Raw genomic sequence first — 14,139 nt, forward strand, 5'->3', positions numbered from 1 at the left:
CGGACCCCTACCAAGACATTCGAGGCAAACTGTCACCAGCCGTCCTCGTCCGCTACCGGCGACGTCGAAGCCGGTGGCGGCGCCAGCGAAACCTCCGGCGCGGGCGGGACGAGCTTGGTGAAGTCGGGGAAGTCGGCGGCGAGATCGTCGAACGCGGGAATGCCTCCGAAATCCTGTTGCGCGCCGGACATTACGTCGGCCGACCGCGCCCGCACATCGGCGGCGGCCCGCTGAGTTGCCTTGGTCACCGCAGCGGCGATCTCGTCGTAGGTGAGCTCGTCGACGTCGCCGGAGAAACGGGTCTCGATGACGATCCCGTCGGCGTTCACCGTCACGGTCACCCGCCGACCGGCCTCGGTTGCGGTCGCGGTGAGTCTCGCCCGTTCCTCCTGCGCGGCCGCGATGCTCGCCATGCCCGTGTGGACCGCGTCCATCAACTCGTCCAGCCGGGCGCGCCCGGCAGCTCCTCCGAACATGGCGGCCTACACTTCCAAGGTTCCCGCGCCACCGAACCCCTCCGCGGACGCCTGGTCGACCCGGTTGAACCTGTCGATGGAGTTGGCCAGCGCACCGGCGAGGCCGTTCTCACCGGTGAGCGTCTTGTGGTAGCTGTCCAGCAATGTGGTCAGGTTGTCGGCCAGCGGCTTGTAGTTCTCTTCGAAGCCCTGGCCGATGTCGCCGGTGCCCCACACCGGCGAACTCTCGAAGTCTTCCCGGGTGTCCGCCACGTCCGACCGAACCTCGCCGACCTTCTCACCCGCGTCGTCAAGATTCCGCGCCGCTATTTTGGCCTCGGCGAACTCGACACTGACCTGCTCAGCCATTTCCATCTCCTGACAACGACTTCCGACAATTCCCCCTGCCACCCCCGCACATCACAGGTCCCCGTTCCCCCGATCGGACACCAGCACAGCCAGTGGATCCGGCATGGAATCCGAGCCCGTGCCGGCAATGGCTTGCGGGACACGGTGTTCTGCCGGCGGCTCGGTCATCGCCGAGACTTCGGGCGCGGTGAGCCCGGCAAGGCAGAACTGGTAGTACGCGCCGTCGAGGTCGGATTCGGAGTTTGTGGCGAGTACGTCCACCAGATGCTCGCGACGAACCTCGGCCCGTTCGGCGGCGGCCAGCAGCGTGCCGGCGGCGGCCCGAACACTCGGGTCGGTCTCGGCGCCGAACCTGGCTGCGACGATGCCGACGACGGTCTCGGCGGTCCAGATGCCCGGAACCGCAGCGGTGAACGCGGACGGAGACGGCGAATCTCCGCGGTACCAACCGGTTCCGTCCCACCAGTAGCAGAACGACAGGGTACCTTGCGAGGCACGAGAATTCAGCACCTGATTAGCCACCCAGTAGGGCGCGCCACGATACAACTCGGGCATGTCCCGCAGTCCGTTGTAGGCCGCCTCCACCTCGGGCGCGTTCCAGACGCCGCCCGAGAGCACAGCGCGTCCGCCCGGAATCAGGAACAGGGTGCTGCCGCCACGCGCGGTGCCCTCGAACCACCCCAGCGACGGAAGAATTCGCGGTCCCCGATCCGATCCGGTCGCCACGAATACCGCCGCGAGTGTTGCCCACCGGGCCCACACGATCCCCAGGGGCGGAAATTCCTCGTCGACGGGGGTGGCGCGGGCTCCGGCGACACGGTCCAGCTCCACCTGGAGCACCGCACGCTCGGGGGGTCGCATCTGCCGCCCGTCACGGGCGATATACGCGGCCAGCCACAGCGGTAGCCGCGCGCGCGGAAATACCGCGAGATCATTGAGATACGCCTGCGGCGAGAGCAGTTGCTCCGGCGGGAAGGGCTCCTCGCCGTAGTCGTAGTCGACGGTGATCTCCCCGTCCTCACGTAGGCCGAGGATCATTCGCCACCACGGTTCACCATCCAGCTCGGCCACCGACTCCCGTTGTGCGCCAGCCAGTATGACGATCGACTCCGCGGGGACCGCCTCGACGAGGGTCTCATCGGAGAGGGTGTAGAACACCCGCCGGAACGCGTCGGTGACCGTCATCGAGAACACCGCGTCCAGGCGCGTCCATCCCTCAGGCGCCGCCTGCGCCAACTGCCTGGCGACGGCGTACGCCACTTCGCGTGTGCGCGTGTGCGGCTCGCCGGTCGGTGCCATCTCCCCTCCGTCGGGCGGCACCTCCGGTGCGAAAGCGGGAAACACCCCCGCCGACGCCGGATCGACATCGGTGTCGGCATCCGGGGCCCGCAGGTCGGGGCCGGCATGGGATTCGATGTCTCCCAACGTGAAGCCGATATCCGGCTTCGGCCCGTCCTCCACGCGACTCGGCACGCCGTCGTCTGCGGGGGTGTCTGACATGGTCGTCGCTCCTGTTCGAACGCTCACCGTCGCCATTGACGGAAGGCGCTTGGCCCGATTCACTGCGTTCGGGCATCACGGACGGCGGAAACCCGCCTGGGCCTGCGGGTCCAGCGGTCGCAGGCGCAGGCGGTGATGGGTGATCATCAAGCGCCGAACATTTGCCCGACACCGTTGTCCGCGTGCGTCGTGTTGATATGGGCCTGCTCGACCCCTCCGCGTCCGCTCTTCAGAACGTGCATCACGTTTTCGTGCGCCTTGACGTACTTCGCGAATGCGGCAGCGTACGCCTCTGCGCCCGTACCGTTCCAGACGCCCATGATCTTGGCGTGAGCATCGTGCGCATCGCCGTGTGTAGTCTGCAGGTCACCGTGATGTTTGTCCAGATTTCCCAGCAGCTCATTGATGTGCGCCGCGCTGTACTGCATCAAATCGTCGTTCATGGTGGAATCCTTTCTTGTTGTATGCGCGTCCCGGCTCAGACGAGGTTGGTCAGGGGCGCGGATTCGAGGCCGTTCCCGGCCTGGCCGAATAGATCGGCGTTGCTCACGTCGTTCGTGCCGAGGTGCTTGTTGCCCTCCGCGAGCGCCGTTGTCACGTCGCCGAGGGATTGGTGCAGCTGTTGGATCGCGCCGTGCAGATTGCTGGCGAACTTGTCGAAGGACCTCTTCGCCTCGCCCTTCCATCCGGCGCCGGCGGCCTGCACGCTGGCTTCCAGCTGCGTCGCGGTGCGCTGGAGCGCGGGCACCACATTGTCGCGCATGTGTCCCGTCGCCTGCATGAATTGTCCATGGTCAATGGAGATGTCTTGGGCCATCGGTGGCCACCTCTTTCCTCAGTGTCTTCGGGGTCTCGATCGATTACGTGGGCTGATGTGCGGGGCTAAGGCATCCACCGTCCTCCCGGTAGGGCTTCGATCATGTTCGAGATCGCCTGTGCGAGACGATGATCGGAGCCCGATGTGAGGGTGGTCCAGGTGCGAGGATCGCCGGGCGGCGAGTCGGGGGCGGCGACGATGCGACCGCGGTCGGTGTCGTACACCGCGACCGCGCCGACAACGGCCGCGGCATCCTCTCCGTAGCAGACGATTTCGGTATGGGAATGGCAGGTCGACATGGCCGAGCCGAAGTGGACGGCCTCCTGTCCCGTCGCACCGAAGTGGTAGGCCACATCGGTGAGGTCGGCCGAATCCAGTGCTGTGTCGAGCCTTTCGGCGATATCGGCGGCCGGGGCACACAAGACGGGAATATCGGCGGCGGGAAGCCGGCCCACGAACCTACCGACAATCCGTGCCAGCGTCGAAGGATCGTCGTCACACCATATCTCGCGAATGTCGACGGAATCCTCCTCGCGCACAGCCAGGGCATGATTGCCGCCGCGCCGCGCCAGGCACATCCGCCGGATTCCGGCCGGCCCGAAGGACCGGGCGACCAGCTGCCGCTCCGGTTGCGCCAGCGTGTACAACGCCGAGGCCACATCGGATGTCACGCCGCCGTATTCATCCACGAGACCGTGCCCGCGCAAGGTGTCGAGCCCCGCCTCGTAGGCGGCCCGGGCCTCCGCGATCGTCTCGTGGTGCGGCTCCAATGCCAATACCACTGGCAAAGTGGGGATTTCGAGCAGATCGGCGGCGACCATAAGCACATCCGATGACATTGTCGTCATATCCGCTCCTGTCCCGGAGCAATCGTCGACGCCTGCGCGGCGGCGGTTCCACCGAACACGGCGGGAGTTCCGGCCACTCCGGCGCCGATGCCCAGTGCGTCGGGCTCGGCGGTCGTACAGGGGCTCGCGGCCGGGCGGACGGGCGAGTGGTCGTTCGCGGCGGCCGCGGGCGCCATCGGCACCATCGGCGGCGGTGCGAGCTGCGTCGACGACGCGGCCGTTTGGACAACCGGGTGCGCCGCAAACGCTTGCCGGTCGACCGGCACGTGCTCACCGAGTGCGGCAGCGAGCGTGGGCGTCGCGGCGGGAACGGGAGTCCCCGTGGCGACCGGCAATCGCGGCACGACCGCACTCGGCTCTGCCGGACACGCCTCCACGGCTACCTGCCGCTCGGCCAGCAGGGCGGCATCGCTCGTCACCACGGGCGCCGCGGGCGGCGTCCACGGCTGCGCGACGGGCGTGGTCGCCGCCTCGTAGCTCCGCATGACCTGCGCCGCAATCGATCTCATCGCATGTGCCTCGGACTCGCGGCTCGCGACCGCGCCCAGTAGGGATCCGCCCAGTGGAAATTGCGGTGCAGTAACATCTTTCACGGCCTGCCACACAGCTTGCTCGGCCTCCCCGGGCATGGCGGCCAAGGCGGTGGTGTAGGCGACGGCTTGCGCCTCCGCGCGCGCGGCGCTCACTGCCGCCGCTTCGGCGGCGTCGGCCAGCCAGTTACGCAACCCCGTGAGCCGCTGCACCCCCTCCCCGCTACCCGCCGACCGCCACGCGTCGGCCAGTTCACCGAGTATCGCTTGATATTCCACCGCGGCCTCGCTCAGGACCGTCGACAATTCTCCGAACGCGATGCCCGCATCGACCATGGGTAGCGCCCCCGGCCCGGTGACCAGATCACGAGTCAGCTTGTCCGCGGGTGTCGCCTCCCACACCCGCCCGGTGAATCCGTTCGCCTCGATCATCGCCAACTCCCGCACACCCGCTCAGCGCAAGCCATCGAAGTACGCCGCGGATTGCGCATCCATGGTGCGGAACGAGTGGGAGTGAGAGCGCATGTGCGCGGCCAGCTTCCGCAACTCGAGCACTCCGTTCGCATAGGACGCTCCGAAAACTGCACCGACGGTTTCGAACGTCCTCGCGGCATGCACCGACACCTCGTCCAGCGCGGCGGGCACGGGCGACAGCGCTCCCTGCCGTCCTCTCAGCGCGCCGTCGAGGCGGTCGGCCAGCGCGTCCAGCCGCGCCGCCACCCGGTCGGCCGACACCGCATCGAATTCGACGTATCCACTCATGGTTTCTCCCTGGTCGTCCCGCGGCGGGCTACAGCGTCAATGCCTTGTCCGGCGAATTCGCCACGGCCGCAACCAGTCCGCCGACGACCGGCTTCGCGACATCGTCCAGCTCGCCGACGACCTCGTCGCCGTGCTCGGCGTTCACCAGGTAGTCGCGCGAGGCCACCGACAGCTCGGCGGCTCGCGCGCCCATCCCGGCGCCCATCGGCATCATCGGGGCGCCCGACCGCGCCGCGGTGGTCTCCCCGGCCGCCAGTTCCGTGCTCGCCGTCGCATCCGCCCCGACCGGTCGCACGACCGCCGACGCGCGCGGCTCCCCGGGCGCATCGGTCACGGCGGCCTGCAACGGCGCCCGCGCGGCCCCGCTCGGGCCGCCACCGTAGGCCGCGGCCCCCATCGGCGCGACCCCGCCGGCTATCGCGGCGCCATGGTGGTGCGGCGTGCCTTTGGTCACCGGCGCCTTGTGCTTGGGTAGTGGCGGAACAGGCTTGGCGACAACCTTCTTACCGTGAATCGGCACCGGCTTCACCGGCGGCACGTCGTGCTTCACGGGGTGGTACGGCACCTTCCCGATATCCTTGGGCGGGCCCGGCTTGGGATTCGGCGGGCTGGTGATCGGAACCGGCTGTCCCGCCGCCGTCATCTGCGTGGTCAGCACGGTCAGCTCGGCCCGCACGTGCGCCACCACCGCCGCCGCCTCCGCCGCGGCCTCCGCGGTGGCGGCCGCGATGAACGCCTGCGCGCCCGGTGTCACCGCCGCGGCGGTGATCTCGATGGCCAATTTCGATGCGATGGCGGCCAATTCGGCATTGCCGGTCTGAACGACCGCCGCGGCCGCCACGAGCAGCGACTGAATCAGCGTGGCCTGCTGCGTGACCGCGGTCGCATTGTCCTGCGCCTGAACCGCTTTCGCCACCGCGGCCTGCGTGCCCGCGCCCTGCAGCGCCGACAGGGCGCCGATCGCGGTCGACCCCAGAGACATCACCTGCGTGAGCCCCTCGGAGACCTGCGAGAAGAACTGCGACGGATTGATCGCCCCCATCCCGAGATTCCCGGTACCGAAATGGCCGAACTGATCGGTGATCGGCCGCATCAACGCCACCGGGTCGAGCGGCGGAAGCGCCGGGAGTCCGGGCATCGGGGGCAACGGCGGGAACTGCGGCAGCGGCGGCAGGCCGAGGCCGCCCAGGATCTGATCCACCGACTGGTTTCCGGGCAAACCGATTGCATTGTGCCGCAGCATGTCCAGAATTCCCGGATGCAGCGGCGCCGGGGGTGGGACGGGGACTGACGAGTTCACAGCGCCTCCACGGGAGTCGATTCAGCCGCGCCCGCCCGTGGGATCGGAGGGGCCACCTCCCGCTGGGCCGTCGCGGTCAACGGAACTGCCCTGGACGGCAAGGGATCTGCCGATACCACCCCCGGACGCGGAGCCTCGGCGGGGCGCGCATTGTTGCCGAACTCCGACCGGTACCGCGGATCCGTCTCGGAAGCCTGCGGCTGAGCCGCGGGCAGTGCGCTCGTCTCCGAGAGATTCTGAACGGCATCGAGATTCGGAACCGCATCGCTTCCGAACTCGGCGGCAGGCGAGGCCTCGGAGGGCGACATGGCGGCGCCGAGCCCGGACGACAGCACACCTTCGATCGGCGCGAGGCCGTCGAAGCCGGCGGCCGAATCCGCATCGGCCGATTCGTAACCGGTCGCCGCGGCCTGCGCCGCGGCGGCGGTGGCGGTATGCACCTGCGCGAGTTCCGCCACCGCCCGTGCGTGGTTGGCCTGCGCCACCGCGAACGCGGCGAGAAAGTCCGCCGCGATGGGCCCGAACACCGCCGTGGCGGCCTGAATCGCGGCGACCTGGTCCACCGTGCCCGCGGTGGTCACCAGTCCCGCCTGGGTGGCATTGAGTTCTCCGTGCGCGCGGAAGGCGCCGGGGATAACCACTACCTCGTTCATCTGGTCGTCCTTCTGCCTCAACGCCACGTGGCTGGGACTAGGTGTCGGAGTTGGGCGGATCGGTGTCGTTGAACGCCGCGACCAGAGCGGACTGCTCGGCCATCGCGCGTCGCGCGGCCGTGCGTGAGGCGTCCACCAGTCGCTGGCCGAATTGGCTGGAGGTGAGACGAGAGATGCTGTGGGACAAACGAATGTCCACCAAGCGCCCCTCGCCGTCCACAGCCACCGTCACCGAGCCGTCCGGTGATGTCTCCTCCACCCGAATCGCACGCATCCGATTGCTCAGTTCTCGCATTCGTCCTGCATAGGACCGTAATTCGTCCACCGCGTCCGAAACATCCGACATCTGACGGATATCCACCTCAGACACCTCCGTTGCTGCGCCAGGTCCGCGGCATGTACTCGTATTCGGCCTCCTGCGCGTACTCGGCCTCGGCGACCTCCTCCGCGGTCGCCAGGCCCAGCCGATCCAGCACGTCGCGGGTCACGCCCGCCTCGGCCAGCTCGGCCCGCCGGGTCAGCCGCGCGCGATTCGCCGCCTGCCCGCACAGCCGCACCAGCTCGGCGGCCAAATCGGCTGGGTCACGTTGTAATTCGGACCGATCCACATCGACCGACAGGGGCAAGCCCAGTTCGGTGGTTTCCACGGAGATCAAGCCCGACCACGATGCGGCAGTGCCCGTGAGTACGCCCGGTTCCTCGTCCGGCATTTTCTACCTACCCTTCGAGCGGGAGGGATGCTCGGCCTCCACCGAGACCGGCCCCCTCCCGATTCCGAGAACCTCCCCAGTCCAGCGCATCCCGGGCCGGCCCATGTCGCTCACCATGGTTCTTCGGTTACCGACACACGTGCCGAGTCGGTCACCGAGCGCAGGCTCCCGCCGACTCCCGTCTCGTCCTCGATCATGCCGATGATCGTGCCGATCCCGTTGTTGATCATCACCCGCAACTGGTTCCGGTCGGCCGGAACCGCCACCGTGCGGTTGTCGTCGATCACGTAGCGGCCGTCGTCGACCAGGTCACGCCATTCGAGCATGCGGCGTGACACCCCACGCGGCCCGAATCGCGAACTGCCCTGCTCGATTTCGAACAGGCCGACCGTCGTCGCCGGTGCACTACGGAATGCCTCGGAACGCTCGGCGACGCCGACGTAGTCCGGATCCGGCCACCCGTCATCGACCGACTGGTCCCCCACGTCCGCCAACTCCACGCGACCTCGACCGCCCGCGTCCACCTCCGGCAGCTGCTCAGCGAGGATCCGGGCCAATTCCGTTGCGTAGCACTCGCGCACGACATAGCCGCCGCTGTGGTAGATCGTCTCGCCGGGTATCTGCGTGATGACCACACACCGCTCCCATTTGCGAGCCGCCGCGACCCTGATTCGGGCGGCCGCATTGCGCGGCTCCCGGCCGTCGAACCCGTGGATCCCCACGCGCACATCAGGATCGATCATGATGCTCAGTGCGGCGTCGAAGGACGCATCCAGCTTGCCCTTCAACTGTTCGCTGACGAACCTGACCTCCCGCTGGTACTCCACGTCCGTCACGATCCGCGTCGTGTAATACAACGGCCGCGGCAGATTCCGCTCACCGGAGAGCTCGCACCACCGGACGTCGAGTTCGGTATCGGTCAGGTTCCAGGTCTTGATCATGCGTCGACCGATGGTTCCGGCGGGGCATCGACCTGCGAGCCCGCATCGCTCCGAGCCACTCCGCCGACTGCCGGGGCGGGCGCCGGCTGTGCGGACGCCGCGACCGGCGCGTCGACGACGGTTCCGCTCCCCGGGTTCGCTCCAGCATGTGTCCCAGGATGATCGCCTGTGTCCCAGGGCGGTTGGCCCGGATCGTGGTGCCCGAGACCCTGCAGTGCCTGTTCGATGGACGGTGTCAGCTGCTGGACCTCCTGCGCCACCAGGTTCGTGAACTGCTGGACAACGCCGGTCACCTGCTGCCCGATATTCGCCAGCGCGCTGAGACCCGCAGAGCCTTGGTCGGCCGCCACCGAAGGATCGGAGATCTGCCCAGCGAGCGTTTGACCGGCGGCGGCGGACGGCATTTGGCCGAGCTCCGTGTCTATCTTTTGCAGCTCGGCGAGGATCTGTTGTTCCACCGGCGTGGGTTGGCCGGGTGGTGTCGTCCCGCCGGGCGGCGTAGTTCCACCAGGCGGCGTAGTTCCACCAGGCGGCGTCGTCCCGCCGGGTGGTGTCGTCCCGCCGGGTGGTGTCGTCCCGCCGGGCGGTGTCGTCCCACCAGGCGGTGTCGTCCCACCAGGCGGTGTCGTCTTACCCGGGGGCGGTGTCTTGCCCGGCGGCGTCGACTTATGGGTTGTCGAGGCCACAGAGCCATCGACACCCCCAGCGCTCCCGGCGACCGCCCCGCCCGTAGCGTCACCGTTCGACGTATTTTGACCGCCTGTTGCCGCACTGTTGGCGGACTGTATGTTGGCGGCGTTCGGCTGCGCCAGCCCCAAGCGTTTCTCCAACGCGGCGATTGTGGCGGCATCCCCATTTTGCTGGTTCTGATTCGACTGATTTTGCGGGTTCGGCGTCAGGCCGAGCAGACTCGCCAAATCTCCGCTATTTGCGGCGCCATTCGCCGCGCCGAGCACCGACCCCGCATTCGACATGGCACCGCCGCCGCCGATATCCGCCGGCAGCGGTGCCACCGGGAGTTTCGACATACTCTGGACAGCCCCAGGCGCGTAGATGCTGTCGTAAGTATCGCGCCAGGCCGGACCCACATCCATGAGAGAAGCGAAGAATTGACCCATATCACTTTCTAAGACATGTGTATACTGGGCCGCGAACGTAGCGGAATCCGCAAGCATTGCCGCCTGGAATTGCCGCAGCCAGCCCGCGGTATCCATGAGCTTCGCGGCATTTACCGCCATGCTGTACAGCAGATTCGACGAGTTATCGATGTAATCCTGACATGCCCTGTTCGCCTGCGCAGCACCTACACCGCTCCACGCCGTTGAATCGCCGCCCTGTAGTACCTTGTTCAGGTTGCCCTGCAGAGCTACGAAACAGTCCCTCAACAGGCCGAATAGATCCATCCAACGGCCAGCTACTTGCTCGAAATTCGCATAATGAATCGACCCGATCAGCGTTTTGAAATTATCATCGGTAAGGCTTTTCGAGGCCGGGGGCTTAATGACTACAGTGCGGGTGCCACTCTGCTGCCTACCTGTGGGTTGAAAACCGAGTAGATGCTGCATCCCCCCCGAATCACCTTGCTTAACCGCGGTCAAGACCTGTTTGACGTCCACTGGGGAGTGCCCGCCGTCGTCTATCGACGAGAAAGTCGCGGCGCTCGTGGCATCGGTATTCTTATATTCCCGGTCGGCGGCGTGAAACGTATCGACCATGCTCTGCAGCACGGCCTCATGCCGCTCGAGCGAGTCGACGAAAGCATTGGCCTGCTTGTTGAACTCCTGTTGCATGGTGTCACCCAAAGTCGTGCCGTCATCACCTGGCGGCAAAATACCGGTCGGTGGCGAATCGCCGTTCAGGTACAGGTCATTCGTGTCGCGTTTCACGGCCTGCACTTTCTTCAATGCATCCGAAGCCGCGGCCGCACAGTTTGCCGCCACACCATCTGCTATCGACACCGTCTTCCCGTCCCCGAGCGACAGCGTCTTCCCCTGCAGCTGGGCCGTGAGGCCGGTCCACGGGCTCTGGACACTCGACGGATCGGTCGATGTGTCGAGATAGGTGGGGTCGCTGTCGGCCCTGGTGGACGAACCCGACGCGGTCCCGTTGCTGCCGGACGCATTCGCCGTGCCGCTGCTGGGGTCAGGCATGGTTCTCGTCCTTAATCGTCTCGATCACCGTGATGATCCGGGCGTTGATCAATGCGGTCAGCCGCGCCGCGTCGACGCCGACCGCGAGCGGAGGATTCCCGTCGAGCAGTGCGTACCGGCCGTCGTCCGTGAGGTCTCGCCAGCCGAGTCGAAGCCGGAGCAGGCCTCGCGGGCCGAATTTCGAAGCGCCCTGCTCGATCTCGATCACCCCACGGGAATCGGTCGGCGCGTCGACAAGAGCCCGGGCGCGGTCGAGGTCGCTGTCGTAGTCGTCGGCCGAGCCGGTCGCCACCGGACGATGATGGGAATGATCGACGTCGTCCGGGCTCACCACCGGTGACAGATCCACTTCCCCGCGGCGGCCCGGGGCCACCTTCGGCAAGTGCCCCACCAGGACATCGGCAAGCGCTGTCGCGGGGAACTCGCTGATCGTGTATCCCGTTGCATGCCAGACACTTTGACCCAGCTGCTGGGTGACGATGTACCCGTCGCCACCCCGCCGGGTCGCGAGAATACGCACGCATCGCGAGGTATCGAGGGGGTCCGGACCGAGCGCCCGCGCCGTCACGCGGATGTCGGGCCGGGCGATGCTGTCGATCACCTGGTCCAGCACCGGATCCGGGAACGCCCTCATACGCTCCCGGGCCTGTGCCCGTTGCCGTTGCAGCTCATCGGGATTCACGATCGAAGTCCGGAAGGCCAGCGGCGAGGGAGGATATCGATCCCCGGTGCGCTCCCGCCACCTCTCCAGGAACTCCAGGTCGTCACATTTCCAGCTGCGTTGAGTATCCAATATCACTGTTCAACAATCGGTTTCGAGACCGAGGGCGGCTTGCCGAAGGCCTCCTCCAGGTGCCGTTTCGAGGACAGGTATTCGGCGCGTTTGCGCTCCTTGTCCTCGCCCTGCTTGGCGCCGCCCATGCCGCCCATGCCTCCGGGGGAGCCCATCGACGTTGCACCCGGGGCCGCCGCGGCCGCTCGCGCGTCCAGCGCCTCCTGCTGGACGTCGGCCAGCGCGCGGGGAAACAGTTTGGCGCCTTGTGCCGCCTCCTTCGCCAGGTCGGCGGCGCCGAGACCGCCGCCGAGCCCTCCCCCACCGCCGAGCCCGCCGAACGCACCGGCCTTCACCGCACTCAGCGGGACCTTGCGACCATCGGCCAGGTCGCGTAGGGCGCTGTCGGCCGGCGACAGCGCCTGTGCCGATGCCGGGTTCATCTTCCCCAGGGAATTTTCCGCCTGACTCAACGCATTCTGCGCGTTGCCCTGCGAATTCTGCTGTGGCCCTGTTGGATCTTGTTGTTGCCCAGGCGGATTCTGCCCCGGCGGGTTCTGGCCCGGCGGGTTCTGGCCCGGCGGGTTCTGGCCCGGCGGGTTCTGCTGGCCGGGAGGATTCTGTCCCGGCGGGTTCGGAGTCGCGATAACAGGCGGATCGCTGTTCAGCAGTCCGTTGAGGTTCCCGAGTGGCGTTGTGCCGGTGAATGGATGCAGCGAGTTCACCGGGGGCCCGGTGAGCCGCGTCAGGCCCGCGCCCAGGCCACCGTTGTTCGCGCCCCCGAGCGGATCCCCCAGGGGACCGCCCGGACCCGCGTCCTTGGCCGACGCGGACGTCACCGCCGCGGCGACCGGGATCTGCGGCACATACGACGACGGATCGGTCACGACATTGTGTGCGTAGCCGCTCTCATAGGCCGCGAGGTAGGGCCGGGTGTCGCCGCCGTCCGGAATCTGTTGCTCGACCCTGCCTCCCACCACGGTCGCCGGCGGCGGCGGTGGGGCCGGATCCTGTGGCAACTGCGGCTGCACGGCGCTCATGCAGCTCGCGACGTGCATCAGCATGCCGTGCGCGCCGTACATGCCGCCGGTCAGCGCATCGAGTTGCCCGTTGTAGGCGGACATCGACTGCACGGCAGCCGAATACCCCGCGCCGTCCCACGCCGTCGTGACGCTGTTCTTGCCACCGTTACTCGTGAACAGACCCGTCAGGTCGTCGCACCGCGAACGGAGCTGCCCCGCCATCTGCCACCAGAAGCCCGCCGTCCTACTGGTGGCGTTGGGTTCCATGGTGTACCCGAGGTAGTACAGATCGTTGTAACTCAACTGGGTGCCGTCGAGCGGGGTGACAGCCTTGTTGTCACTCTTACCCCCGTAGTACTTCGGCTCGGCGATCGGCACCGCCTCGGGGTGGTCCAGGCGATCCGCGTAGGCGTGCGAATTCTTCGGCCCCCCGGAGTCGACAGTCAGGCTCTCGAAAGGAGCATCCTTGTCCAACGTGACCGCGTCAGTTGGCGTCGTCGACGACGGATTCGACAGTGCTGCTTGGCGTTTCGCTACATCATCGAAGATCGATGCCGAGTCGTGGTCGGTGCCCTGATACATCTTGCCGATGTTGAGATAGGTGTCCAACATCTCGTTGAGCACCTTGACGTGGCTGTCCAGACTCGATTTGAGGGTGTCCGAGGCGAGCGTGGTGTAGATCAGTCGCGTCTGCTCGCCCGGGCTCGGCCCGGAACCCACATAGTCGCCGGTTTCCGCCAGACCGTTCTCGTAGGGAAGCATGCCGAAGGCACCCTTCGGAAGGTCGAATCCCCCTGCGCCGATTTGATTGTCGACGTTCGACACCTGCTCGAGCACCGCGATGATCTTCCCCGCCACCGTCGCCGCAACCTTCGGATCGAACCGCACCTCCCCTTTGGCCGCCTGCGCGGACAACCCCGCCCACGTGTTCCCGACCTGATCGATCGGTGCAGTCTTGTTCGACATCGTCGCCCCCCGTTCAGCGCGAGTGGCCGAGTGCGCCCCCGGCCGACCCCATCCCACGGCACGCCCGGACGACGTCCGCAGCGTTCCGATTCCATTCGATTTCGCGCGCGGCCGCGCCCACAGTCAAGGCTGTCCCGGCGTCCGCGGGCGGCGCATTCCGCTCGCTCACATCGCAAACGGTACATGCGCTCGTACACATTGCCCAGAGGTCCGCGGAAATAGAAACGAGACCGTCCGCGAAACACCCCGCAGAGCACAAATATCCGCCGACTCGCGGATGTTTCGACTTGGCGCTCCGCAATATAATTACGCGGGACTCTCCGCCCTGAATAAAAGAATTCCAG

16 protein-coding genes are annotated in these 14,139 nt (G+C 67.1%); all 16 read right to left on the reverse strand.

The genetic code is table 11. The features are described from left to right. Positions 1 to 32: 32 nt before the first annotated feature. A complete protein-coding gene (locus tag ABH933_RS10935) occupies positions 33 to 476 on the reverse strand; it encodes a YbaB/EbfC family nucleoid-associated protein (RefSeq protein WP_429416716.1) in 444 nt (147 codons plus the stop codon). Positions 477 to 482: 6 nt separating this feature from the next. Further along, on the reverse strand, positions 483 to 824 hold the full coding sequence (locus tag ABH933_RS10940) for a hypothetical protein (protein ID WP_429416719.1): 342 nt from the start codon (positions 822 to 824) through the stop codon (positions 483 to 485). 51 nt (positions 825 to 875) lie between these two features. Next, complete coding sequence (locus tag ABH933_RS10945) at positions 876 to 2,324, reverse strand: hypothetical protein (protein ID WP_429416722.1); 1,449 nt, start codon at positions 2,322 to 2,324, stop codon at positions 876 to 878. A gap of 146 nt (positions 2,325 to 2,470) precedes the next feature. Next, entirely contained in the window at positions 2,471 to 2,767 is a 297-nt protein-coding gene (locus ABH933_RS10950) for a WXG100 family type VII secretion target (RefSeq protein ID WP_429416725.1), read from the reverse strand. 35 nt (positions 2,768 to 2,802) lie between these two features. Further along, entirely contained in the window at positions 2,803 to 3,141 is a 339-nt protein-coding gene (locus ABH933_RS10955; protein ID WP_429416728.1) for a WXG100 family type VII secretion target, read from the reverse strand. Between the two features lie 65 nt (positions 3,142 to 3,206). Next, complete coding sequence (locus ABH933_RS10960) at positions 3,207 to 3,989, reverse strand: ESX secretion-associated protein EspG (RefSeq protein WP_429416731.1); 783 nt, start codon at positions 3,987 to 3,989, stop codon at positions 3,207 to 3,209. Next, positions 3,986 to 4,951: a PPE domain-containing protein gene (locus ABH933_RS10965; RefSeq protein ID WP_429416734.1), complete on the reverse strand. Its 966-nt coding sequence runs from the start codon at positions 4,949 to 4,951 to the stop codon at positions 3,986 to 3,988. Before ABH933_RS10965 ends, ABH933_RS10960 begins: the two co-directional genes overlap by 4 nt. A gap of 21 nt (positions 4,952 to 4,972) precedes the next feature. Further along, entirely contained in the window at positions 4,973 to 5,281 is a 309-nt protein-coding gene (locus ABH933_RS10970) for a PE family protein (protein ID WP_429416738.1), read from the reverse strand. A 28-nt stretch (positions 5,282 to 5,309) separates the two neighbouring features. Continuing rightward, positions 5,310 to 6,581, reverse strand: a complete 1,272-nt coding sequence (locus ABH933_RS10975) for a hypothetical protein (RefSeq protein WP_429416740.1) — start codon at positions 6,579 to 6,581, stop codon at positions 5,310 to 5,312. Then, positions 6,578 to 7,234, reverse strand: coding sequence for a type VII secretion target (locus ABH933_RS10980; protein ID WP_429416743.1), 657 nt, complete (start codon positions 7,232 to 7,234; stop codon positions 6,578 to 6,580). The genes ABH933_RS10975 and ABH933_RS10980 overlap by 4 nt, the downstream gene beginning before the upstream one ends. A 37-nt stretch (positions 7,235 to 7,271) precedes the next feature. Continuing rightward, entirely contained in the window at positions 7,272 to 7,595 is a 324-nt protein-coding gene (locus ABH933_RS10985) for a YbaB/EbfC family nucleoid-associated protein (protein WP_429416746.1), read from the reverse strand. 1 nt (position 7,596) lies between these two features. After that, positions 7,597 to 7,944, reverse strand: a complete 348-nt coding sequence (locus tag ABH933_RS10990; RefSeq protein WP_429416749.1) for a hypothetical protein — start codon at positions 7,942 to 7,944, stop codon at positions 7,597 to 7,599. A gap of 110 nt (positions 7,945 to 8,054) precedes the next feature. Beyond that, positions 8,055 to 8,885, reverse strand: coding sequence for an ESX secretion-associated protein EspG (locus tag ABH933_RS10995; protein WP_429416752.1), 831 nt, complete (start codon positions 8,883 to 8,885; stop codon positions 8,055 to 8,057). Then, positions 8,882 to 11,035: a hypothetical protein gene (locus ABH933_RS11000; RefSeq protein WP_429416755.1), complete on the reverse strand. Its 2,154-nt coding sequence runs from the start codon at positions 11,033 to 11,035 to the stop codon at positions 8,882 to 8,884. Before ABH933_RS11000 ends, ABH933_RS10995 begins: the two co-directional genes overlap by 4 nt. Then, entirely contained in the window at positions 11,028 to 11,834 is an 807-nt protein-coding gene (locus ABH933_RS11005) for an ESX secretion-associated protein EspG (protein ID WP_429416758.1), read from the reverse strand. Before ABH933_RS11005 ends, ABH933_RS11000 begins: the two co-directional genes overlap by 8 nt. Beyond that, entirely contained in the window at positions 11,831 to 13,795 is a 1,965-nt protein-coding gene (locus tag ABH933_RS11010; protein ID WP_429416761.1) for a hypothetical protein, read from the reverse strand. Before ABH933_RS11010 ends, ABH933_RS11005 begins: the two co-directional genes overlap by 4 nt. Positions 13,796 to 14,139 lie beyond the last annotated feature (344 nt).

It is taken from the genome of Nocardia sp. GP40 (genome assembly GCF_050434125.1).
GTDB classification, from domain to species: domain Bacteria; phylum Actinomycetota; class Actinomycetes; order Mycobacteriales; family Mycobacteriaceae; genus Nocardia; species Nocardia albiluteola.

What these genes read in the sequence shown, in the direction of transcription:
- ABH933_RS10935 (WP_429416716.1), bottom strand. Translation starts at nt 476, where the DNA reads ATGTTCGGAGGAGCTGCCGGGCGCGCCCGGCTGGACGAGTTGATGGAC.
- ABH933_RS10940 (WP_429416719.1), bottom strand. Translation starts at nt 824, where the DNA reads ATGGCTGAGCAGGTCAGTGTCGAGTTCGCCGAGGCCAAAATAGCGGCG.
- ABH933_RS10945 (WP_429416722.1), bottom strand. Translation starts at nt 2,324, where the DNA reads ATGTCAGACACCCCCGCAGACGACGGCGTGCCGAGTCGCGTGGAGGAC.
- ABH933_RS10950 (WP_429416725.1), bottom strand. Translation starts at nt 2,767, where the DNA reads ATGAACGACGATTTGATGCAGTACAGCGCGGCGCACATCAATGAGCTG.
- ABH933_RS10955 (WP_429416728.1), bottom strand. Translation starts at nt 3,141, where the DNA reads ATGGCCCAAGACATCTCCATTGACCATGGACAATTCATGCAGGCGACG.
- ABH933_RS10960 (WP_429416731.1), bottom strand. Translation starts at nt 3,989, where the DNA reads ATGACGACAATGTCATCGGATGTGCTTATGGTCGCCGCCGATCTGCTC.
- ABH933_RS10965 (WP_429416734.1), bottom strand. Translation starts at nt 4,951, where the DNA reads ATGATCGAGGCGAACGGATTCACCGGGCGGGTGTGGGAGGCGACACCC.
- ABH933_RS10970 (WP_429416738.1), bottom strand. Translation starts at nt 5,281, where the DNA reads ATGAGTGGATACGTCGAATTCGATGCGGTGTCGGCCGACCGGGTGGCG.
- ABH933_RS10980 (WP_429416743.1), bottom strand. Translation starts at nt 7,234, where the DNA reads ATGAACGAGGTAGTGGTTATCCCCGGCGCCTTCCGCGCGCACGGAGAA.
- ABH933_RS10990 (WP_429416749.1), bottom strand. Translation starts at nt 7,944, where the DNA reads ATGCCGGACGAGGAACCGGGCGTACTCACGGGCACTGCCGCATCGTGG.
- ABH933_RS10995 (WP_429416752.1), bottom strand. Translation starts at nt 8,885, where the DNA reads ATGATCAAGACCTGGAACCTGACCGATACCGAACTCGACGTCCGGTGG.
- ABH933_RS11000 (WP_429416755.1), bottom strand. Translation starts at nt 11,035, where the DNA reads ATGCCTGACCCCAGCAGCGGCACGGCGAATGCGTCCGGCAGCAACGGG.
- ABH933_RS11010 (WP_429416761.1), bottom strand. Translation starts at nt 13,795, where the DNA reads ATGTCGAACAAGACTGCACCGATCGATCAGGTCGGGAACACGTGGGCG.